This window comes from Pantoea sp. At-9b, from assembly GCF_000175935.2.
Taxonomy (GTDB): Bacteria; Pseudomonadota; Gammaproteobacteria; order Enterobacterales; family Enterobacteriaceae; genus Pantoea.
Genome location: NC_014837.1, coordinates 1,069,338 through 1,090,950 on the forward strand (window position 1 = coordinate 1,069,338; position 21,613 = coordinate 1,090,950).

A 21,613-nucleotide genomic window follows, 5' to 3' on the forward strand; every position below is an offset into this window, starting at 1 on the left:
TCTTAGTGGACCATCATGTTGTAGTTGAGGTTCCACATAATCCACAGTGAGCCTACTACGACAATCAGAATAATGACTGCCGCAAAGACAATGGCCACCATGTTCCAGCCACCCTCAGATTTGCTATCCAGGTGAAGGAAGTAGACCAGGTGCACCAGCACCTGAACCACCGCACACACCAGAACTACAGCCAGAATGGTGCCTTTAGAGGCGCTGCCATCCATCACCATCCAGAACGGGATTGCCGTCAGGATGATCGACAGGATGAAGCCAATCATGTAGGACTTCACGCTACCGTGTGATGCACCATGTTCGGTTGCTGAATGACTCATTACATGGCCCCCATCAGGTAAACAATGGTAAATACGCAGATCCACACCACATCCAGGAAGTGCCAGAACAGGCTCAGGCACATGATACGGGTGCGGTTAGTGGCGCTCAGACCACGTTTGGAGATCTGGAACATCAGTACCGCCATCCAGATCAGACCAGAAGTCACGTGCAGACCGTGCGTACCAACCAGGGTAAAGAATCCGGACAGGAAGCCGCTACGGTTAGGACCGAAGCCTTCCATGATCAGGTGATGGAATTCATAGATTTCCATCCCGATAAATCCGGCACCGAACAGGAAGGTCAACGCCAGCCAGCTGATGACCGCGCCCTTGTTCTGGTTGTTCATCGCGATCACTGCCATACCATAGGTAATGGAGCTAAGCAGCAGCAGCGCGGTTTCTACCAGTACAAACGGCAGTTCGAAGATGTCTTTACCTGCCGGGCCACCGGCAGTGTTGTTGACCATAACTGCATAGGTCGCAAACAGCGTTGCGAAGATAATGCAGTCACTCATCAGGTAGATCCAGAAGCCAAAGATCTTATTGGCTCCTGCATCGTGATGCCCATGCTCCGCATGGGCGTCGTGGTGGTGTGTCGTCACAGTTTGAGTTGACATTATTTCAGACCTGCTTTGCTGATTTCGTCAAAGTGCTTCTTCTCGATCTGCTCGATTTCCGCAACCGGTACGTAGTAATCCACGTCTTCATCGAAACTCTTCACAATCCAGGAGATGATCATGCCCAGGAAGGCGACAACCACCAGCCACCAGATGTGCCAGATAGCCGCGAAACCGAAAATCGTACCGAAGGCAGCGATAACAATGGCAGCACCACTGTTTTTCGGCATATGAATTTCTTCATATTTAGCCGGCTGCTGATACGCTTCGCCTTTCTCTTTCATTTCCCAGAAAGCATCGCGCTCGTGAACGTGCGGGATGACAGCAAAGTTGTAGAACGGCGGCGGTGAAGAGGTTGCCCACTCCAGTGTACGACCACCCCACGGGTCACCGGTCAGGTCACGGTTCTGGTCGCGGTCACGCACAGAAACGTAGAACATGATCAGCTGGCACAGAATGCCACAGGCAATCAGCGCAGCACCGCAAGCCGCAACCACCAGCAGTGAGTGGAACTGCGGGTCGATGTCCTGGCTTACACGACGGGTCATACCCATGAAGCCCAGCGCATACAGCGGCATAAATGCCACGAAGAAGCCGATGATCCAGAACCAGAAGGCGCGTTTGCCCCAGGTTTCGTTCAGGGTAAAGCCGAAGGCTTTCGGGAACCAGTAGGTCACACCCGCCATACAACCGAACACCACACCACCGATAATAACGTTATGGAAGTGCGCGATCAGGAACAGGCTGTTGTGCAGGACGAAGTCCGCACCCGGTACTGCCAGCAGAACCCCGGTCATACCACCAATGGAGAAGGTCACCAGGAAGCCGATGGTCCACAGCATTGCTGAGTGGAACTCAATACGACCCTGATACATGGTGAACAACCAGTTAAAGATTTTCACGCCGGTCGGAATCGCGATGATCATCGTCATGATACCGAAGAAGGCGTTAACGTTGGCACCGGCACCCATGGTGAAGAAGTGGTGCAGCCAAACGATGAACGACAGTACGGTAATGGCGATGGTCGCCCACACCAGAGAGGTGTAACCAAACAGACGTTTTTTCGAGAAGGTGGCAGTGACTTCTGCGAAGACACCAAACACCGGCAGGACGAGGATGTATACTTCCGGGTGACCCCAGACCCAAATCAGGTTGACGTACATCATCATGTTACCGCCCATTTCGTTAGTGAAGAAATGGAAGTCGAGGTAACGGTCGAGGGTCAACAGTGCCAGCGTTACGGTCAGAACCGGGAACGCAGCGATGATCAGGACGTTAGTACACAGAGCAGCCCAAGTGAATACCGGCATTTTGAACAGGTCCATGCCCGGCGCACGCATCTTCAGAATGGTCACGAAGAAGTTGATGCCGGTCAGCGTGGTCCCGATACCAGATAGCTGGAGACTCCAGATCCAGTAATCGACCCCGACGCCAGGACTGTACTCCGCACCCGAAAGCGGCGGATAGGCCAGCCAGCCAGTCTGCGCGAACTCGCCCACACCCAGAGACAGGTTAACCAGGATCACACCGATCGCAGTGAACCAGAAGCTCAGGTTGTTCAGGAACGGGAAGGCAACGTCACGTGCGCCAATCTGCAACGGCACGGCAACGTTCATCAGACCGACTACGAAAGGCATCGCTACGAAGAAGATCATGATCACGCCGTGCGCGGTGAAGATCTGGTCGTAGTGGTGCGGCGGTAGTATGCCCGCTTCCCCGGCGGAAGCCATAACCTGTTGGGTACGCATCATCACCGCATCGGCGAAGCCACGCAGCAGCATGACGAACGCCATGATGATGTACATGATACCCAATTTTTTGTGGTCGATTGACGTCAGCCATTCAGACCAAAGATATTGCCATTTACCAAAGTAGGTGATGGCCGCAATGACAGCCAGACCACCTATGATGATACCGGCAACCGTGACCATGATAATCGGCTCATGGTACGGCACTGCATCCAGTGTTAATTTTCCGAACATCGTATTATTCCTCGGCTCCCGCGGAAGCGGCGTGACTCATGTCCATGCCTTCGTGCTCAGGCATGTCCATCTTCCCGTGGCTCATCTTGAACTTATCAATCACTTGCTTGAACAGTTCAGGGTTGGCTGTAGAGAAATATTCCACCGGGTGATTTTCGCTTGGCGCAGCCAGTTTCTCGAAATCATCCATGGTGGTCAGCGTGTTTGGAGCCGCTTTAACTTTGGCTACCCACTGCTGGAATTCCGCGTCGTCTTTGGTGGCAATGGCTTTGAACTTCATACCAGAGAAACCGCGACCACTGAAGTTAGCAGAGATACCGTCGAAAATTCCCGGCTCGTTGGCGATCAGGTGCAGTTTGGTCTGCATGCCCGCCATCGCGTAGATCTGACTACCCAGCGTAGGAATAAAGAAGGAGTTCATGACGGAATTGGAGGTGATCTTGAAGTTAACCGGAGTATTTGCCGGGAAGGCAATCTGGTTAACGGTTGCAATACCCTGTTCCGGGTAAATAAACAGCCATTTCCAGTCCAGCGCAACAACGTCGATCTCAACCGGTTTGACGTCAGAGGCCAGCGGTTTGCTCGGCTCCAGCGCATGGGTTGATTTCCAGGTCAGAACGCCAAGGAAGAGAATGATCAGGATCGGAATGGTCCAGACCACGGCTTCCACTTTGTTAGAGTGTGACCAGTTGGGGCTATACTTTGCGTTGGTATTGGTTGCCCGATATTTCCAGGCAAAGAATACCGCCATAAAGACTGCCGGGATAACGACGATCAACATCAAGCCAAAAGCTGTCAGAATCAACGAACGTTGCTCCAGTGCAATCTGTCCTTTGGGATTTAACAACGCACTATCGCAGCCACTGAGTAATACAGCGCCTGCAATTAATGACAAAATCCCCAAACTTTTATTGTATTTCCTGAGTCTCATTTAACGACCTCAATGACAAAGGGCTCTATTGTCGTTTAAGTGTGCGCGCATTTTACGGGAAGGTTTATGCAGTGTAAACCAGCTTAAGGATGTGTCAGAAGGCTGTTGACACCTTTTGCTAAGGGTGTCACAGATGTTGCGCAGGGTGACAAATTATTAACGGAGACAAGTAGTTGGCATTATTATAACAAAATCAAATGATAGAAACCGCAGTAAAATCAGGGAAAGCATAAACCGTACTTTTAATGCCCATTTATTTAACAATTCTGCATCATTTTTGCGATAATAAAGCTACAAAATAATTGCTCACCGGGTTTTAATATTTTTCGCAATTGTTAATTTAATGTTTCTTTTTGCCGTTGTAAAAAAATGCTATCTGATAAAATTTAGTCGCTGATATTTTTTAGTCAATTAATTCGACAACAAGAATATAGCGACTAAGCCTGATGGGGTTTTATCCGGGGATGTTTTCGCAGGGCGAGGCAATCCAGGGTCACCCCAAATGCCACCGCGATTAATGCCAAGGCCATACCCACTTCGAACAGGTGCGTCAGCAGGTCTCCCGGTTGCCAGAACCCGGCGGCACTCAGCGCCAGCGTCACCAGCCAGGCAGCCAGCAAGGCACAGCCAAAACTAAACAAACGGACTGTCCAGCGATAACCTTGCTGCCACTGGCTGCGCGGGATGAACTCGCCGGTTTGCTGGATCGCATGCAACGTGTTGCGGCATACCCACAGCAGTAGCAGGCCAGGCAAGCCCGCAACCACGGTGAAAGCATAGAATGTTGGCCATCCCCACAGTTCAACCAGCCAGCCAGCGGCAGGGCCAACATAGACCCGGCCCACGGCGGAAAGCGCGGAGAGGAGGGCGAATTGCGTCGCAGAAAATGATTTGTTGCACAGCGTCATCAGCAAGGCGACAAAGGCCGCTGTCCCCATACCGCCGCACAGATTCTCAATGAAAACCGCACCTGCCATGCTCCACAAATGAGGGGGTGTCACCGCCAGCAACCAATAGGCAAAATTGGATACCGCCTGAAGCAGGCCAAAGATCATCAATGCCCGGAACAAGCTCAGGCGTTGCATCAATACGCCGCCGTATAGCGCTCCGATAATGGTCGCCAGCAGGCCAAGGGTTTTATTGACCAGACCAACATCGCCCGGGTTAAAGCCAACGCCGCGAATCAGGAAGGTGGTGGTGAGTGAGGCGGCAAATGCATCACCCAGCTTATAAAGGATGATCAGCGTAATCAGTAGCCAGGCATTGTTGCGCTGGAAGAAATCTTTCAGCGGTAAAGAGACCGCCTGGCGCAGGTTACGTGGCTCATTCGCCGGGATGTCAGGCTCTTTGGCCAGTAACGTCGCGACCAAGCCGGGCACCATCAGTATCGCCATCAACCAGTACGTCGCCTGCCAGCCGAGATAACGGTCGGCGAGCCAGAGGGCAAGACCGCCGGAGATCAGCATGGCCAGACGGTAACCCAGCACGGTAATGGCCGCACCGCTGCCTCGTTCTTCGGGCGGTAGAATGTCGGTTTTCCACGCATCAAACACAATATCCTGCGAGGCGGAGCAGAAAGCGACCAGTACCGCGATAGCTGCCAACAGGGTTAAATCACGGGAGGGCTGCATAAAGCCCATCGCCACAATGCCGCCAATCAGCAGTAACTGCGTGACCAGCAACCAGCCGCGACGGCGGCCAAGAAAGGGGGGAGTGTAGCGATCCATCATTGGCGACCACAAGAACTTAAAGACGTAGGCCTGGCCAACAAGGGAGAAAAAACCAATGGTTTTCAGGTCGATATTCTCCACCGTCATCCACGCCTGCAACGTACCCGCAGTTAATGCCAATGGAAGCCCGGAGGCGAAACCCAGCAGAAGTAAAACGGCGGCGTTACGTTGGGTAAAAATGCGCAGATAGTGAGAAGTCATAGCAAACCTGAAATGAAACCCGGCCACGGATGACCGGGCGAAGAACGACAGACTTAGCGGGCGTTCTGTTTAATAAAGTTGTGAACGCTCGTATCTTGCGCCATATCGGAGATGACGTCACTTAACGTAGAGTTAACCGCGTTAGTAATCTTGTCATTCGTTGCAGTGAAGGCGCCTTCTACACTATAGGTCTGGCGGTAGTTTTTAACCTGTTTGTTACCATTTTTCGCGGTAGCGATGATGGAAATGTCTGCCTTGGTGGTGATGCTATAGCGCACGTTACCTTGGGTGACATCGGCATACAGGCCATTAACCACGATTTGCAGGTCAACCGTGCCATTCGGGCCAATCATGTAGCCCCGCGCGGTCATCTGTTTTTCCAGCACTTCCTGGAGCAGGAAACGCAGATCGCGGGACGGCGTCAGTGTGACCAGCTGACCATCGCGGTTGACTTTAGCCAGTGCCTGGTCGCTACGCTGATCGGCACCGTTGATGCTGACAGTCACGCCCATCAGGCTTGGGTCCTGCTGTGGCAGCTGAATTTTTGGCTGAATATTCAGCGTGGTAGTATTGCTGGCACAGCCGGCCAAAATGAATGCAGCCAGCAGAGGAAATAACAGTTTTTTCAACATACTCATTCTCATTAGCGGTATATGGGTTGGTTTGCAAAACTGCGGCCATCATAGCATTGCATGAGGGCGAAAAAAGCCCTGGGCCAGTGGAAATTGATTGTAAAGGGTTTTTTCAGATGGATGGTGATAAACCCACGTTGACCTGTGTGACAGTCTGGTTAAGATGCACATCCGCTATTATTTTTTCCAGCTTCCCTGCGGAAATGGCGAAAAACCTACTAATATTTAAACAGATGAGGCACAGCGCTCGCCGTAGAGGAGTGTTACCAATGATTCGCGAAGAAATAGAAGAAAAGCTGCGTAAGGCGTTCGAACCTGCACACCTCGAAGTGCATGATGAAAGCTACCGTCATAACGTGCCTGCTGGTTCTGAAAGTCACTTCAAAGTGGTGATCGTCAGTGACCGCTTTACCGGTCAGCGTTTTCTGGCCCGTCATCGCTCCATTTATAGTGAGCTGACGGCGGAGTTTGCCGGAGGTGTCCATGCGCTGGCACTGCATACCTACACGCAAAAAGAGTGGGATGGTTTACAGGATACGGTACTGGCTTCACCTAATTGCCGTGGTGCCGGTACGCTTGCCTGATTCTTCTCACTTCATCTGACTAAAAAACGGCCTGCGGGCCGTTTTCTCTTCCTTATTTACGCTTAAACGCGATCTGCGGCGCAAAAAAGCAGCAAAACCGTTTAAAAGTGGTGACTTTGCAGCCTCGACTAGCCTGGATGATGCCGCTATAATGCGGCGTCTATTTTTCCGGAATGTCTTCGGGAGCTTCTGACAACAGGGAACCGGTTCTGTCAGCAGATGCCCTCCCGCTAGTTGGATACGGCGCATTTCATATGTGTGGTGTCTGAAGTTGACCGAGCACGTGATTTTTTGAGGTAGCAAGATGACAGTTTCAGTAGAAACCACTCAGGGTCTGGGCCGTCGCATTACGATTACTGTTGCAGCTGACAGCATCGAAAGCGCAGTGAAGAAAGAACTGGTGGATGTGGCGAAGAAAGTCCGTATCGATGGTTTCCGTAAGGGCAAAGTGCCGATGCAGATCGTAGCGCAGCGCTACGGTGCTTCTGTTCGCCAGGACGTGCTGGGCGATCTGATGCAGCGCAACTTTGTTGACGCCATCATTAAAGAGAAAATCAACCCGGCTGGTGCACCGAACTACGTGCCAGGCGAGTACAAACTGGGTGAAGATTTCACCTTCACGGTAGAATTCGAAGTCTACCCGGAAGTTGAGCTGCAAGGTCTCGACAGCATCGAAGTTGAGAAGCCGGTTGTTGAAGTGACCGACGCTGACGTCGATACCATGCTGGAAACTCTGCGTAAGCAGCAGGCGACCTGGAAAGAGAGCGATGCCGCAGCGGGTGCTGAAGATCGCGCGACCATCGACTTCACCGGTTCAGTTGACGGCGAAGAGTTCGAAGGCGGTAAAGCGTCTGACTTCGTACTGGCAATGGGCCAAGGCCGCATGATCCCGGGCTTCGAAGAAGGCGTTGTGGGTCACAAAGCCGGTGAAACCTTCACCATCGATGTGAAATTCCCGGAAGATTACCACGCAGAAAACCTGAAAGGTAAAGACGCGAAGTTCGAAATCGTACTGAAGAAAGTTGAAGTACGTGAACTGCCGGAACTGACCGAAGAATTCATCAAACGTTTCGGCGTTGAAGATGGTTCAGTTGCAGGTCTGCGTACCGAAGTGCGTAAGAATATGGAACGTGAGCTGAAAGGCGCAATCCGTAACCGTCTGAAGTCTCAGGCGATCGACGGCCTGGTTAACGCCAACGCTATCGACGTACCGGCTGCTCTGATCGACAGCGAAATCGATGTTCTGCGTCGCCAGGCGGCTCAGCGTTTCGGTGGCAACGAGAAGCAAGCGCTGGAACTGCCGCGCGAGCTGTTCGAAGAGCAGGCGAAACGCCGCGTTGTCGTGGGTCTGCTGCTGGGCGAAGTGATTCGTACCAACGAGCTGCAGGCTGATGAAAGCCGCGTTAAAGCGCTGATCGAAGAGATGGCTTCTGCTTACGAAGATCCGCAGGAAGTTATTGAGTTCTACAGCAAGAACAACGAGCTGATGAACAACATGCGCAACGTTGCGCTGGAAGAACAAGCGGTTGAAGCGGTGCTGGAAAAAGCAAAAGTGACCGAAAAAGCCACCAACTTCCAGGAACTGATGAACCAGACCGCTTCGGCCTGATTCGTTAGTTAACACGAAGTGCGAAGCCCGCGACACAAATGTCGCGGGCTTTTTTATTTTCTCGCGCTGAAAAGTCTGGATTTGTCTTCTATTTGATTAATTAACCGGCAAATTATCCGCTAAGCTCTTTTTCCGTATTAGCGAATGGGGAAAAGGTTGTTATGCTTGAAATAACTGGGCAGCATCCCCAGATACAGGGAGAATGCATGAAGACAGTGAAACTGGCTGATTAACCGTCCTGTTGGTGTCGGAGTGAGGAGGCCGCGCATAGTTTTCATCGCGCGTCTCACGTAAAATCGGTACAGAATGTTGCCAACGAAATTTATCCAGGAGACGGTAATGTCATACAGTGGCGATCGTGAATTTACTGCACCGCACATGGCGCTGGTGCCAATGGTGGTCGAACAAACCTCGCGTGGCGAGCGTTCTTACGACATCTATTCTCGCCTGCTCAAAGAGCGTGTGATCTTTCTGACCGGCCAGGTTGAGGATCATATGGCTAACCTGATCGTGGCGCAGATGCTGTTTCTGGAAGCGGAGAATCCTGAGAAGGATATCTACCTCTACATTAACTCCCCGGGGGGTGTGATTACCGCCGGTATGTCAATTTATGACACAATGAAATTCATCAAGCCGGACGTCAGCACTATTTGTATGGGCCAGGCCTGTTCAATGGGCGCGTTCCTGCTGACGGCAGGCACCAAGGGCAAACGCTTCTGCCTGCCTAACTCGCGCGTCATGATTCACCAGCCGTTGGGTGGCTATCAGGGCCAGGCAACGGATATTGAAATCCATGCGCGTGAGATTCTGAAAGTGAAGCAGCGTATGAATGAACTGATGGCTGAGCACACCGGCAAATCGCTGGAGCAGATTGAACGCGACACTGAGCGTGACCGTTTCCTCTCTGCCAGTGAAGCGGTAGAGTATGGCCTGGTCGATTCGATTCTGACGCATCGCCAATAAGACACATCTGCCTGGCACCTGGGCTATAGTTAACAGGACGACAGGCAGATGAGTTGAATGAATATCGGCCGTAACGTGCGGCCAGTGCCGTACCCCCGTATGGCCCGAGAACGAAAAGAGGTTAGCTGATGACAGATAAGCGCAAAGACGGTTCAGGTAAGTTGCTGTACTGCTCTTTTTGCGGCAAAAGCCAGCATGAAGTGCGTAAGCTGATTGCCGGGCCGTCAGTGTATATCTGCGACGAATGTGTCGATTTATGTAACGACATTATTCGCGAAGAGATTAAAGAAGTCGCCCCGCATCGCGAACGCAGTGCTCTGCCGACGCCGCATGAAATCCGCCATCATCTCGATGATTATGTTATCGGGCAGGAAAAGGCGAAAAAGGTGCTGGCAGTGGCGGTGTACAACCACTACAAACGCTTGCGTAATGGCGACACCAGCAATGGCATCGAACTGGGTAAAAGTAACATTCTGCTGATCGGTCCAACCGGTAGCGGGAAAACTCTGCTGGCAGAAACGTTGGCACGTTTACTGGATGTCCCGTTCACCATGGCCGACGCCACCACGCTGACCGAAGCCGGTTACGTGGGTGAAGATGTGGAAAACATCATCCAGAAGCTGCTGCAAAAATGTGATTACGATGTCCAGAAAGCGCAGCGTGGCATTGTCTACATTGATGAGATCGACAAGATTTCTCGTAAGTCAGACAACCCGTCCATCACCCGTGACGTATCGGGCGAAGGCGTGCAGCAGGCGTTGCTGAAACTGATCGAAGGTACCGTTGCTGCCGTGCCGCCGCAGGGTGGTCGTAAGCATCCGCAGCAGGAGTTTTTGCAGGTTGATACCTCAAAAATCCTGTTCATCTGTGGTGGTGCTTTCGCCGGTCTCGATAAAGTGATTTCTCAGCGTGTAGAAACCGGTTCAGGTATTGGTTTTGGCGCTACCGTAAAAGGTAAATCGCAGAAAGCGAGTGAAGGCGAACTGCTGTCTCAGGTCGAGCCGGAAGATTTGATCAAGTTTGGTCTGATTCCTGAGTTTATTGGTCGTCTGCCGGTGGTTGCGACACTGAATGAACTGAGTGAAGAAGCGCTGATTCAGATCCTGCGTGAGCCGAAAAATGCGCTGACCAAACAGTACCAGGCGCTGTTTAACCTGGAAGGCGTTGAGCTGGAGTTCCGTGACGAAGCGTTAACGGCGATTGCGAAGAAAGCCATGTCACGTAAAACCGGTGCCCGTGGTCTGCGTTCAATTGTTGAAGCCGCCTTACTTGAAACCATGTACGACCTGCCTTCCATGGAAGACGTCGAGAAAGTGGTGATTGATGAGTCGGTGATTGAAGGCCAGTCTGAGCCAATGTTGATTTACGGAAAGCATGAAGCTCAAGCCTCTGGCGAATAAATAAACAATTAAACCACATTGTTAGTATATAAAAGGGGAAAATCTTTTCCCCTTTTGTTTTTCTCACGCCTGTGACATTGAATGTCGGATAAGCATCCCCATATACTCAATATCCTGTGGGTTTAACTGCATATTGATTGTGATCAGGCGGTTCCCATCACCTGGCGGACATTAAACTAAGAGAGAGCTCTATGAATCCTGAGCGTTCTGAACGCATTGAAATCCCCGTGTTGCCTCTGCGCGACGTGGTGGTTTATCCGCACATGGTAATTCCGTTGTTTGTGGGTCGGGAAAAATCGATTCGGTGCCTCGAAGCCGCGATGGATCATGATAAGAAGATCATGCTGGTTGCACAGAAAGAGGCTTCAACGGATGAACCTGGTATTAACGATCTCTTCTCTGTAGGGACCGTCGCTTCAGTATTGCAAATGCTGAAGCTGCCGGATGGCACGGTCAAAGTGCTGGTTGAGGGTTTGCAGCGCGCGCATATCACCACGCTGGCAGATAATGGCGACCACTTTGTCGCCCAGGCTGAATATCTGATCTCGCCCGAAATCGAAGAGCGCGAGCAGGAAGTGCTGGTCCGCACGGCCATCAATCAGTTTGAAGGCTACATCAAGCTCAACAAAAAAATTCCTCCTGAGGTGTTAACCTCACTCAACAGCATTGACGATGCAGCCCGTCTGGCTGACACCGTTGCGGCGCATATGCCGTTGAAACTGGCCGATAAACAATCTGTGCTGGAGATGTCCGACGTCAATGAGCGTCTGGAATATCTGATGGCGATGATGGAGTCGGAAATCGATCTGCTGCAGGTTGAGAAGCGTATTCGCAACCGCGTGAAAAAGCAGATGGAAAAAAGCCAGCGCGAGTATTACCTCAATGAGCAAATGAAGGCGATTCAGAAAGAGTTGGGCGAGATGGATGATGCGCCTGACGAATATGAAGCGCTGAAACGCAAAATTGAAGCGGCAAAAATGCCGACTGAAGCGCGTGAAAAAGCTGAAGCGGAATTGCAGAAGCTGAAGATGATGTCGCCGATGTCAGCGGAAGCAACGGTAGTACGTGGCTACATCGACTGGATGGTTCAGGTTCCGTGGAACGCGCGCAGCAAGGTGAAAAAAGACCTGCGTAAAGCGCAGGAAACGCTGGATACCGACCATTACGGTCTGGAGCGCGTGAAAGACCGCATCCTTGAGTATCTTGCGGTGCAGAGCCGTGTCAGCAAAATCAAAGGGCCGATTCTGTGCCTGGTAGGACCGCCGGGGGTAGGTAAAACCTCGCTGGGTCAGTCAATTGCGAAAGCAACTGGCCGTAAGTATGTGCGTATGGCATTGGGTGGCGTGCGTGATGAAGCGGAAATTCGCGGACATCGTCGTACTTACATCGGCTCAATGCCGGGCAAACTGATCCAGAAAATGGCGAAAGTCGGGGTGAAAAACCCGCTGTTCCTGCTGGATGAGATCGACAAAATGTCGTCCGATATGCGCGGCGATCCGGCTTCTGCCTTGCTTGAGGTACTGGATCCGGAGCAGAACATCGCGTTTAACGATCACTATCTGGAAGTGGATTACGATCTGTCAGACGTGATGTTTGTCGCGACCTCAAACTCGATGAATATCCCGGCACCGCTGCTGGATCGTATGGAGGTGATTCGTCTCTCCGGTTATACCGAAGATGAAAAACTGAACATCGCTAAACAGCATCTGTTGCCGAAACAGATTGAGCGTAATGCGCTGAAAGAAAAAGAAATCAGCGTAGATGACAGCGCCATTATGGGCATCATTCGTTACTACACCCGTGAAGCGGGTGTGCGTAGCCTTGAGCGTGAGCTGTCTAAACTGTGCCGTAAAGCAGTGAAAGCGCTGCTGATGGACAAAGCGAAAAAACACATCACCATCAACGGTGATAACCTCAAAGATTTCCTTGGGGTTCAGCGCTTTGATTACGGCCGTGCGGATAGCGAAAACCGTGTGGGTCAGGTAACGGGTCTGGCATGGACGGAAGTGGGCGGCGATCTGCTGACCATCGAAACCGCTTGTGTGCCAGGCAAAGGTAAGCTGACCTATACCGGCTCGCTGGGTGAAGTGATGCAGGAGTCCATCCAGGCCGCGCTGACGGTAGTCCGTGCCCGTGCGGAGAAATTGGGTATCAATGGCGATTTCTATGAGAAACGCGATATCCATGTGCACGTGCCGGAAGGGGCAACGCCGAAAGATGGTCCAAGTGCCGGTATCGCAATGTGTACTGCGCTGGTCTCCTGTCTGACGGGTAACCCGGTGCGTTCTGATGTCGCGATGACCGGTGAGATCACCTTACGTGGTCAGGTGCTGCCTATCGGTGGTTTGAAAGAAAAACTACTGGCTGCACATCGTGGTGGCATTAAAACGGTGCTGATCCCGGACGAAAACAAACGCGATTTGGAAGAGATTCCACAGAACGTGATCGCTGATTTGACCATTCACCCGGTGAAACGCATTGAAGAGGTGCTGAACCTGGCACTGGAAAATGCCCCTTACGGGATGCAGGTTGCGACCGCAAAATAGTGATTAACGGCAAAAACCGTTAAAAAGCGAGGCGGGCAGGCCAAATGGTGCTTGCCAGCCTTTTTTTGTGCCGCTAAGTTAGGGGGCTGCTGGATCAACGATTAAGACGAATACCGTTGTTTCGGCTCAACAGGCTTGATATAACTGGCTGCGCGTTCGTATCCGGCGGGAAGCGCGGATGCGATGTGAATAATAAAAGAGGGGATGAATAGAGTGAATAAGTCACAGTTGATCGACAAAATTGCTGCAGATGCGGATATTTCTAAGGCAGCAGCGGGACGTGTATTAGATGCATTCATGGGTTCCGTTTCTGACGCGCTGAAAGGCGGTGATGAAGTGGCACTGGTTGGTTTCGGTACTTTCTCTGTTCGTGAGCGTGCTGCTCGCACAGGCCGTAACCCGCAAACCGGTAAAGAGATCACCATTCCGGCTGGTAAAGTGCCGGGCTTCCGCGCGGGTAAAGCGCTGAAAGACGCTGTCAATTAATGACCGCTGTCACATCCGTTGAAGCATTTTCTTCAGTGGATTGAGGACGCAAAAGCCGTTCTCATGTAACATACGGGCACATCAATTTTGATGTGCCTTTTTTTATTCTGATGCGCAGCAAATAGCCCCTTTGGCTGTTGTCTCCGCAGGGTTGTCAGCTGCCAGCCTGAACTGCAGTTGCGCGATGATGACATCGTGTCAGAGCTTTACATTCACACTACAGCGGAGTGTTGTCATACCATGATGGACAATTTACGTGCGGCGGGTAATCACGTCGTGCTCAAAATCATTCTGGGATTGATTATCCTGTCCTTTGTACTGACCGGGGTGGGCAACTACCTGATTGGCGGTAACAGTGATTATGCTGCCAAAGTTAACGGACATGAGATCAGTCGTGCAGAACTGGACCAGGCTTATAACACGGAGCGCAATCGTCAACAGCAGATGCTGGGCGATCAATTCTCTCAGCTGGCCAGTAATGAAGGCTACATGCAGCAGATGCGTCAGCAGGCCCTTTCTCAGTTGATTGATCAGGCACTGCTCGACCAGTACATCAAAGATCTGCACATTGGCATCAGCGACGATCAGGTTAAAGACGCGATTTTCAATCAGCAGGCTTTCCAGACCAATGGTAAGTTCGACAACGTCAAATACAACGGTCTGATCACCAGCATGGGCTTCACCGCCGATCAATACGCCGAAGCACTGCGTAAGCAGTTGGCGACTCAGCAGCTGATTAACGCCGTTGCCAATACCGATTTCATGCTGAAAGGTGAAACCAGCAAGCTGGTGGACCTGGTGGCGCAACAGCGCGAAATCCGTCAGGCGACCATTGATGTCAATGCACTGGCGGCGAAACAAACCGTTACTGATGACGAAATCAGCCAGTACTATCAACAGCATCAAAATAGCTTTATGGCACCGGAGCAGTTCCGCGTCAGCTACATCAAGATGGATGCCGCGAGCTTGCAGGAAAACGCCAGCGAAGCGGATATCCAGAGCTGGTTCGATCAACACAAAGCTGACTACTCGCAGCCGCAACGTAATCGCTACAGCGTGATTCAGACCAAAACGGAAGCGGATGCCAATGCTGTGCTGGATGCGCTGAAGAAAGGCGAAGATTTCGCTACCCTGGCGAAAAGCAAATCCATCGACCCGATCTCTGCCCGTAAAGGGGGCGACATGGGTTGGCTGGAACCGAACACCACCCCGGATGAGCTGAAGAACGCTAACCTGACTGAAAAAGGCCAACTTTCTGGCGTGATCAAGTCATCCGTTGGCTTCCTGATTGCCCGACTGGATGATATTCAGCCGGAGCAGGTTAAGCCGCTGTCTGAAGTGCATGATGCTGTTGCTGACAAAGTGAAGCAGGAAAAAGCGGTTGATGCCTTCTACAAAATGCAGCAGAAAGTCAGCGAAGCAGCCAGCAATGACAACGAATCACTGGCGGGCGCGGCGGAAGCTTCAGGTCTGAAAGTGGTCGAAACTGACTGGTTCAGCCAGGACAGCGTGCCGCAGGATCTGGATTTTGATGCGGTTAAACAAGCGGTCTTTAATGGTGGTTTAGTGGGTCAGAATGGCGCGCCGGGTAACAACTCCGACATCATCTCAGTGGATGGTGATCGTGCGTTTGTCCTGCGTATCAGCGAGCACAAACCTGAAGCCGTCAAACCGCTGGATCAGGTGAAAGCACAAATCGCGGATACCCTGAAGCATGATAAAGCGACGCAGCAGGCGAAAGAGCAGGCGAATAAGTTACTGGCCGATCTCAACGCAGGTAAGCAGGATGGTCTGCAAGCTGCGGGTCTGACGCTGAGCGCCAGCAAAACGGTGGATCGCAATGCACAGGATCCGGTAGCACAATCCGCCTTCAACCTGCCACAGCCGGTGGATAACAAGCCGTCATGGGGCGTGAGCGAAGATATGCAGGGTAATGTGGTGTTGGTGGCGCTGGATAAAGTCAGCACCGGCAGCATGCCACAGCCGCAGATCGACCAGATGGTAAAAGGCGTAACGCAGAATAACGCGCAAATCGCGTTCGAAGCTCTGCTGGAAAACCTGCGCAAAGAGGCGAAGATCAAGTACGGTGCCGCCGCGCAAATGCAGTAAGCCTCGCAAAAAAATCAGTACCACTGCAACAGACAAAGGCCGCTTATGCGGCCTTTTCCATTTCTGAGATTCGGCTTTTGAGCCTGAAAACGTGCTGTGACACTCTGCATCTGCTGTTAAACACAAGGAGAGACACAGCATGATCAAACAAACATTTCAGGTTTTATTCTTCTCGCTGGCCCTTGGCGGTACGGTGTGCTCTACCAGTCTCGCTGCGGCAGAAAGTCCCAGTGAAACGCAGGCAACGCAGGTATCCACGCCAGCACAAGGGCAGGTCAGTATCAACCAGGCGACGGCAGAGGAACTTGCAGCAGCCATGAATGGTATTGGTCTGAAGAAAGCGCAGTCCATTGTCAGTTATCGCGAGCAATACGGTCCGTTTACCGCGATCGAGCAACTTAAGGAGGTGCCGGGCATCGGTAGCGCATTGGTTGAGCGTAACAGTGCCCGCCTGAAATTGTGAGAAAGCTCGCGACTCAGGAAGGATGAAGCAAACCGCTCTTTAGGCTGTGCTATGCTCAACAGGTCCAACCAGTTGTCATTTTCAGCCTAATCAGGAGCAACAATGCAGACCACGATCAAAGTGCGCGGCTACCATCTTGATGTTTATCAGCACGTTAATAATGCGCGTTATCTGGAGTTTCTCGAAGAGGCGCGTTGGCAATGGCTGGAAGATGTCGATGCGTTTAACTGGCTGGTGCAGCAGAAACTCGCCTTTGTGGTGGTGAATATCAACATTAATTATCGCCGCCCGGCAGTGCTGGGCGACGTCCTTACCATTGAGAGCGAGATTGCCCAGTTGAATGGGAAGAGTGGGGTTATCTCACAACGCGTTTTACTGGCCAGCGATGGCTCGCCGGTGGCTGATGCTGCATTGACCTTTGTGTGTATCGATCTGCAGACGCAAAAAGCGGTGCCGATGGAGGGGGAATTGCGCGAACGGCTGGCGGCATTAATGGTGTGACAGGAGGCTGGCGTCAGCGACGCCAGTAAGGGTGCGGGATCAAGCCAGCCCGCTTTTTTGTTTCATCTGGGCCATGATTGCCGCAGCATTGGCCTGATAATCCGTCAACCCGCGAGCACGCAAATGGCAGGCGGCACATTCGCCACAACCATCACCTTTGATGCCGTTGTAGCAGGTCAGGGTTTCAGCACGTACCAGCGGCAGTTGTTGCCAGTAATCCGCCAGTGCCCAGGTTTCGGCTTTGTTGAGCCACATCAGCGGCGTTTCGAAACGAATATGGCGCGCCATGCCCAGACTGACGGCATTATTCAGCGCTTTGACGAATTCATCACGGCAGTCAGGGTAGCCGGAAAAATCGGTTTCACACACGCCGGTGATCACCGCTTCCGCTTCAACCTGATACGCATAAATTGAGGCCAGCGTTAAGAACAGGATATTGCGTCCGGGCACGAAGGTACTTGGCAGACCGCTGGCATCCGGATCATAAGCCGGAACCGGGATGTTATCGCGCGTCAGGCTGCTGACGGCCAATTCGTTCAACAGCGTAACATCCAGTACTTTGTGCGCACGTGCACCCAGTTTCTGTGCCAGTTCGGCGGCAACCTCGATCTCTTCGCGATGACGCTGGCCATAATCAAAGGTGACGCAATGCACTTCGTCATACTGCTGTAACGCCTGAATTAAGCAGGTGGTGGAATCTTGTCCGCCACTGAATACTACAACGGCTCTTTTCATCTTTTCTTCCGTATAAAACTGAGCGCTTATGGTACTGGCTCAGATGTGTGATGAACAGTATCGACTGCAGCGGGAGGGGGGATCCAGGCGCGTGTAAAGTCGAACCAGCCCAGGCTGTTGAGTTGAATGCCTTCCACGCCGGGTGGGGCGGAGATTTGGTAGCGATAATTGAACAGCGGCAGCATATAACCGGCGCGCATCAGTTGCTCAAACAGCTGGTGGCTAAGGATAGCACGCTGATCCGGGTCCTGCTGTTGCGCTATCTCACGCAGGTGGTGACGTAAATTGATCGCACTTTGCGATCCCCGCAGCGGCTGCCAGAGCGGATCATTCTCCAGCCAACTGATCAAGGTAAACAGCGGTGCATCACCAATCAGGCGATCGCCCATTACCAGATCGGCCTCGGCCAGCTCCCGTTCATCGCGCCAGCTTTTGACATCATGAAAAATGCAGGTTAGCTGACACCCCTGCGCGGCTAATAAGGGTTTCAATGCGGCGGCCATCACATGCAATTCAACCGGCAGATGATAATGCAGAGTCAGGGCTGCTGGCAGCGCAGCCATTGTCTCTTCAGGAGCCGGGACCGGCCAGCCAGGCAGTAGCTCCTGACTCGGGGTGATTAATCCTTCTTCCAGCGGCAATTGTTGAATCATACCGCTGCGCTGAATCAGGCTAATTAAGGTTTTTGCCTGTGCGGCACTCAGCCGCGTGGAGATGCGGGGGGCCAGGTAGCAGAATCCCAGGCTGATGCTGCGATCAACCGGACGTAGGGTATCCAGCTCGTCCGGATCGCCAATGGCGATTTGCACCGGATGACGACAGCTGGTGCCAAGTGTCCGATCAAACAATTGGGGCGTGATCCAGTATTCAACCGCCTGAATCAATGGGCGTTGTAAATGCCAGCGCGCATGGCTTTCCAGCCGTACCAGGTCATCGGTGAAATGCGCCAGTTTCCATGCGCCGCTGCCGATGTCATCACGTTCAGGATGCGGTAACAGGCAGTGTTGATGCGCCAGCCGTTGCGGCAACCAGTAATCGCTGTGACGCAGGCGAATACGCAGCGCCAGTGGGTGTGGCGCAGTGATACTTTCTACTGAGGCCAGCAGCCGCAGCCCCGGCGTGCTATGACGGATCTTGTTGAACTGCGCCACCAACTGCGCAGCATACAGCGGTTCATCGTTATGCCAGCTCAATTGCGGGCGCAGCCAGAAAAACCAGTCGCGGCCCGTCTCGTCATGCTGCCAGTGGTGGGCCAAATCGCCGACGACATCGTCTCCCTGGAAGCGTGTCAGTCCGGAAAAAATCTGGCGCGCCAGATGTTGTTCGGCGCGTCCGGTCAATCGCAGCGGGCGCAAAGGCTCAAGGGCGCGGTAGTAAGGAATACGTAACACCGGAGCCTGATTGAGCCACTGTCCCCCCATCAGCGGACGCAGCATATTCAGCAAGTGATCCGGCTGTACGTCGAGCACCTGCAATGCCTGCACCGCTTCACCTGCGGCGAGTTGCTGCTGCAACAGTTGCTGGCGCAGCTGTTCCGGCGACACGAGAAAGGTCAGCGTTCCCTGTTTGCCGCGACCCGCAGCACCCAGCCAGCACAGCCAGCCAGCGTCCTGCCATTGGCGCAATAAGGTACGGATATGGCGTTCGCTGCAAAAACAGTGCTGCGCCATCATCGAGACGCTCAGATGTTGTGGTGCACCCTGGCTGAGTTGCCACAGCCGCTGAAATTGGTTGACCCGATGGAGTTGCCGCATTGCCTAAACCCGGAACAGTTTTCTAAAAGTATTCACTATTAGTTCCGCAATTACCAGGCGATAGTAACTCCCTCACATCGACAGGAGAATTCGCATGGCACGCCTCGCGGCATTTGATATGGACGGTACGCTGTTGTTGCCTACGCATCGCTTAGGTATAGAAACCCTCGCCAGTTTGCATGCCCTGCATCAGCGCGACGTCACACTGACGTTTGCCACCGGACGTCATCTGCTGGATATGCAGCCGGTGGTGCGTGAACAAGTGACGCTTCCTGCGTGGTTGATCACCGGAAACGGAACGCGTGTGCACGATCTGGATGGCAAGCTGTTGTATGGCTGTGATTTGCCGCCTTCCATCGCCGAAGAGGTTATTCATCGCCACTGGCAAACGCCTGCATCCATCCATATTTTCAACGACGAAGGCTGGTTTACTGACAAGCCGCTGCCGTTCGTGCGTGAAGCGCATGTGCTGAGTGGGTTCGACTATCAACTGCGTGATCTGCAACGTATGTCGGCGCATGAAGTCACCAAAATCTGCTTTATTGCCCCGCATGAGACGTTATGTGCGTTAAAAGCCGAGCTGGATGCCGCGTTGGGTGAGCGAGCGAATATCTGTTTTTCAGCCTGGGATTGCCTGGAAGTGTTGCCGCTGGATTGCCACAAAGGCGCGGCACTGGCACGCCTTTGTCAGCATCTTTCCTTGTCACTCGCTGATTGTATGGCGTTTGGCGATGCCATGAATGACCGCGAAATGCTGGGGAGTGTCGGGAACGGTTTCATCATGGGTAACGCCATGCCTCAATTGAAAGCGGAGTTGCCGCATTTGCCGGTTATTGGTCGTTGCGAGACACAGGCGGTGTCTCACTATTTAAATCACTGGATGACCACACCACACCTCGATTATTCCCCCGAATGCTGAGGCTTGCAGTGAACCGGACAGGATGTCCGGTTTTTTATTGCAGCTCACGTTGCCATGGCTGTACATCACCAATGTGCTGTGCGACCCATTCCGCATTGTAATAGGTATCCGGATAACGCTCGCCGCTGTCGCACAGTATCGTCACCAGCGATCCCTGTTCACCCTGTTCACGCATACGTTTTGCCACCTGCAACATCCCCCAGAAGTTGGTACCGGTGGAGGCGCCCGGACGACGGCCAAGAATCTGTTCCAGCTTCAGCATGGCAGCTACGGTTGCGGCGTCTGGCACCTTGATCATCTCGTCAATCACATCGGGCAAGAACGACGGTTCAACGCGTGGGCGGCCAATGCCTTCAATCATGCTGCCACGATCGCTACTTAATCCGCGCTCGCGGCTGTGCCAGAAATCAAAAAACACCGAATGCTCAGGATCGACCACCAGCAGGCGGGTGTCATAACCCTGATAACGAATATAGCGCCCGAGGGTGGCGGAGGTGCCGCCCGTACCGGCGCTCATAATTAGGGTATGCGGCACCGGGCAGGGTTCATGGGCCATCTGGCGGAAGATGCTTTCGGCGATGTTGTTATTGCCACGCCAGTCAGTGGCGCGTTCAGCGTAGGTAAACTGATCCATAAAATGGCCGTTCAGCTCCCGCGCCAGTCGCTCAGATTCGCTATACAGCTGGCAAGGATCGGTCACGAAGTGGCATTCCCCACCGTAAAAACGGATCAGCTCGATCTTACGTTTGGCGGTGCTGGCGGGCATCACAGCAATAAACGGCAGGCCCAGCAGACGCGCAAAATAGGCCTCTGAAACCGCCGTGCTGCCGGATGAGGCTTCAATAATCGGTGTTCCCTGGCGAATCCAGCCATTAGCCAGACCGTACAAAAACAGCGAGCGTGCCAGGCGGTGTTTCAGGCTGCCGCTCGGATGGGTGCTTTCGTCTTTCAGGTAAAAACCAATGCCGGGAAAATCATCCAGGCTAAAGCGAATCAGGTGCGTGTCGGCAGATCGCTGAAAATCAGCGTTAATTTCGTTAATAGCGTGACGAATCCAGGGCGTTTGCATGCTGAGTTTCCACTAAATTTAATCGTCACAGTGTAAGGCACTGGCAGGAA

At 52.7% G+C, this 21,613-nt stretch carries 19 protein-coding genes; 10 read left to right on the plus strand and 9 right to left on the minus strand.

Annotated elements, in window-relative coordinates; genetic code table 11:
- Positions 1-2: 2 nt before the first annotated feature.
- The 6 genes from PAT9B_RS04765 to PAT9B_RS04790 all read right to left on the minus strand — a co-directional run bounded on the left by PAT9B_RS04765 (position 3) and on the right by PAT9B_RS04790 (position 6,425).
- Positions 3-332, minus strand: a complete 330-nt coding sequence (locus tag PAT9B_RS04765) for a cytochrome o ubiquinol oxidase subunit IV (protein ID WP_013508126.1) — start codon at positions 330-332, stop codon at positions 3-5.
- Positions 332-949, minus strand: a complete 618-nt coding sequence (locus PAT9B_RS04770) for a cytochrome o ubiquinol oxidase subunit III (protein WP_013508127.1) — start codon at positions 947-949, stop codon at positions 332-334. The genes PAT9B_RS04765 and PAT9B_RS04770 overlap by 1 nt, the downstream gene beginning before the upstream one ends.
- Positions 949-2,931 carry a cytochrome o ubiquinol oxidase subunit I gene (gene cyoB, locus PAT9B_RS04775; RefSeq protein WP_013508128.1) on the minus strand — a complete coding sequence of 661 codons (1,983 nt, stop codon included), beginning with the start codon at positions 2,929-2,931 and terminating at the stop codon, positions 949-951. Before cyoB ends, PAT9B_RS04770 begins: the two co-directional genes overlap by 1 nt.
- 4 nt (positions 2,932-2,935) lie before the next feature.
- The gene (cyoA, locus tag PAT9B_RS04780) at positions 2,936-3,862 is read right to left on the minus strand and encodes a cytochrome o ubiquinol oxidase subunit II (protein WP_013508129.1); all 927 of its coding nucleotides are present in this window, start codon (positions 3,860-3,862) and stop codon (positions 2,936-2,938) included.
- 437 nt (positions 3,863-4,299) lie between these two features.
- On the minus strand, positions 4,300-5,793 hold the full coding sequence (ampG, locus tag PAT9B_RS04785) for a muropeptide MFS transporter AmpG (protein ID WP_013508130.1): 1,494 nt from the start codon (positions 5,791-5,793) through the stop codon (positions 4,300-4,302).
- 53 nt (positions 5,794-5,846) lie between these two features.
- Complete coding sequence (locus tag PAT9B_RS04790) at positions 5,847-6,425, minus strand: lipoprotein (RefSeq protein ID WP_013508131.1); 579 nt, start codon at positions 6,423-6,425, stop codon at positions 5,847-5,849.
- A 269-nt stretch (positions 6,426-6,694) separates the two neighbouring features.
- On the opposite strand from PAT9B_RS04790, the gene bolA reads away from it, so the two are divergent.
- From bolA to PAT9B_RS04835, 9 genes are all read left to right on the plus strand, one after another.
- A complete protein-coding gene (bolA, locus tag PAT9B_RS04795; protein ID WP_013508132.1) occupies positions 6,695-7,009 on the plus strand; it encodes a transcriptional regulator BolA in 315 nt (104 codons plus the stop codon).
- Positions 7,010-7,313: 304 nt separating this feature from the next.
- Complete coding sequence (tig, locus tag PAT9B_RS04800; RefSeq protein ID WP_013508133.1) at positions 7,314-8,618, plus strand: trigger factor; 1,305 nt, start codon at positions 7,314-7,316, stop codon at positions 8,616-8,618.
- Positions 8,619-8,957: 339 nt separating this feature from the next.
- Positions 8,958-9,581 (plus strand): ATP-dependent Clp endopeptidase proteolytic subunit ClpP, encoded by a 624-nt coding sequence (clpP, locus tag PAT9B_RS04805; RefSeq protein WP_013508134.1) that lies wholly within the window; start codon positions 8,958-8,960, stop codon positions 9,579-9,581.
- 128 nt (positions 9,582-9,709) lie between these two features.
- Positions 9,710-10,981 (plus strand): ATP-dependent protease ATP-binding subunit ClpX, encoded by a 1,272-nt coding sequence (gene clpX, locus PAT9B_RS04810; protein ID WP_013508135.1) that lies wholly within the window; start codon positions 9,710-9,712, stop codon positions 10,979-10,981.
- Positions 10,982-11,172: 191 nt separating this feature from the next.
- On the plus strand, positions 11,173-13,527 hold the full coding sequence (gene lon, locus PAT9B_RS04815; protein ID WP_013508136.1) for an endopeptidase La: 2,355 nt from the start codon (positions 11,173-11,175) through the stop codon (positions 13,525-13,527).
- Positions 13,528-13,740: 213 nt separating this feature from the next.
- Entirely contained in the window at positions 13,741-14,013 is a 273-nt protein-coding gene (gene hupB, locus PAT9B_RS04820) for a nucleoid-associated protein HU-beta (RefSeq protein ID WP_014606441.1), read from the plus strand.
- Between the two features lie 240 nt (positions 14,014-14,253).
- On the plus strand, positions 14,254-16,122 hold the full coding sequence (gene ppiD / locus PAT9B_RS04825; RefSeq protein WP_013508137.1) for a peptidylprolyl isomerase: 1,869 nt from the start codon (positions 14,254-14,256) through the stop codon (positions 16,120-16,122).
- A 139-nt stretch (positions 16,123-16,261) separates the two neighbouring features.
- Positions 16,262-16,585 (plus strand): helix-hairpin-helix domain-containing protein, encoded by a 324-nt coding sequence (locus PAT9B_RS04830; protein WP_013508138.1) that lies wholly within the window; start codon positions 16,262-16,264, stop codon positions 16,583-16,585.
- 102 nt (positions 16,586-16,687) lie between these two features.
- Positions 16,688-17,086 (plus strand): thioesterase family protein, encoded by a 399-nt coding sequence (locus tag PAT9B_RS04835; protein ID WP_013508139.1) that lies wholly within the window; start codon positions 16,688-16,690, stop codon positions 17,084-17,086.
- A 39-nt stretch (positions 17,087-17,125) separates the two neighbouring features.
- Here PAT9B_RS04835 and queC read toward each other — a convergent pair whose 3' ends face one another.
- Positions 17,126-17,821 (minus strand): 7-cyano-7-deazaguanine synthase QueC, encoded by a 696-nt coding sequence (gene queC, locus PAT9B_RS04840; RefSeq protein ID WP_013508140.1) that lies wholly within the window; start codon positions 17,819-17,821, stop codon positions 17,126-17,128.
- 26 nt (positions 17,822-17,847) lie between these two features.
- A complete protein-coding gene (locus tag PAT9B_RS04845) occupies positions 17,848-19,575 on the minus strand; it encodes an SgrR family transcriptional regulator (RefSeq protein WP_013508141.1) in 1,728 nt (575 codons plus the stop codon).
- 94 nt (positions 19,576-19,669) lie between these two features.
- On the opposite strand from PAT9B_RS04845, the gene cof reads away from it, so the two are divergent.
- Positions 19,670-20,494, plus strand: coding sequence for an HMP-PP phosphatase (gene cof / locus PAT9B_RS04850; protein ID WP_013508142.1), 825 nt, complete (start codon positions 19,670-19,672; stop codon positions 20,492-20,494).
- Positions 20,495-20,528: 34 nt separating this feature from the next.
- Here the strand turns inward: cof and PAT9B_RS04855 are convergent, their stop codons facing one another.
- Complete coding sequence (locus tag PAT9B_RS04855; RefSeq protein ID WP_013508143.1) at positions 20,529-21,563, minus strand: PLP-dependent cysteine synthase family protein; 1,035 nt, start codon at positions 21,561-21,563, stop codon at positions 20,529-20,531.
- Positions 21,564-21,613 lie beyond the last annotated feature (50 nt).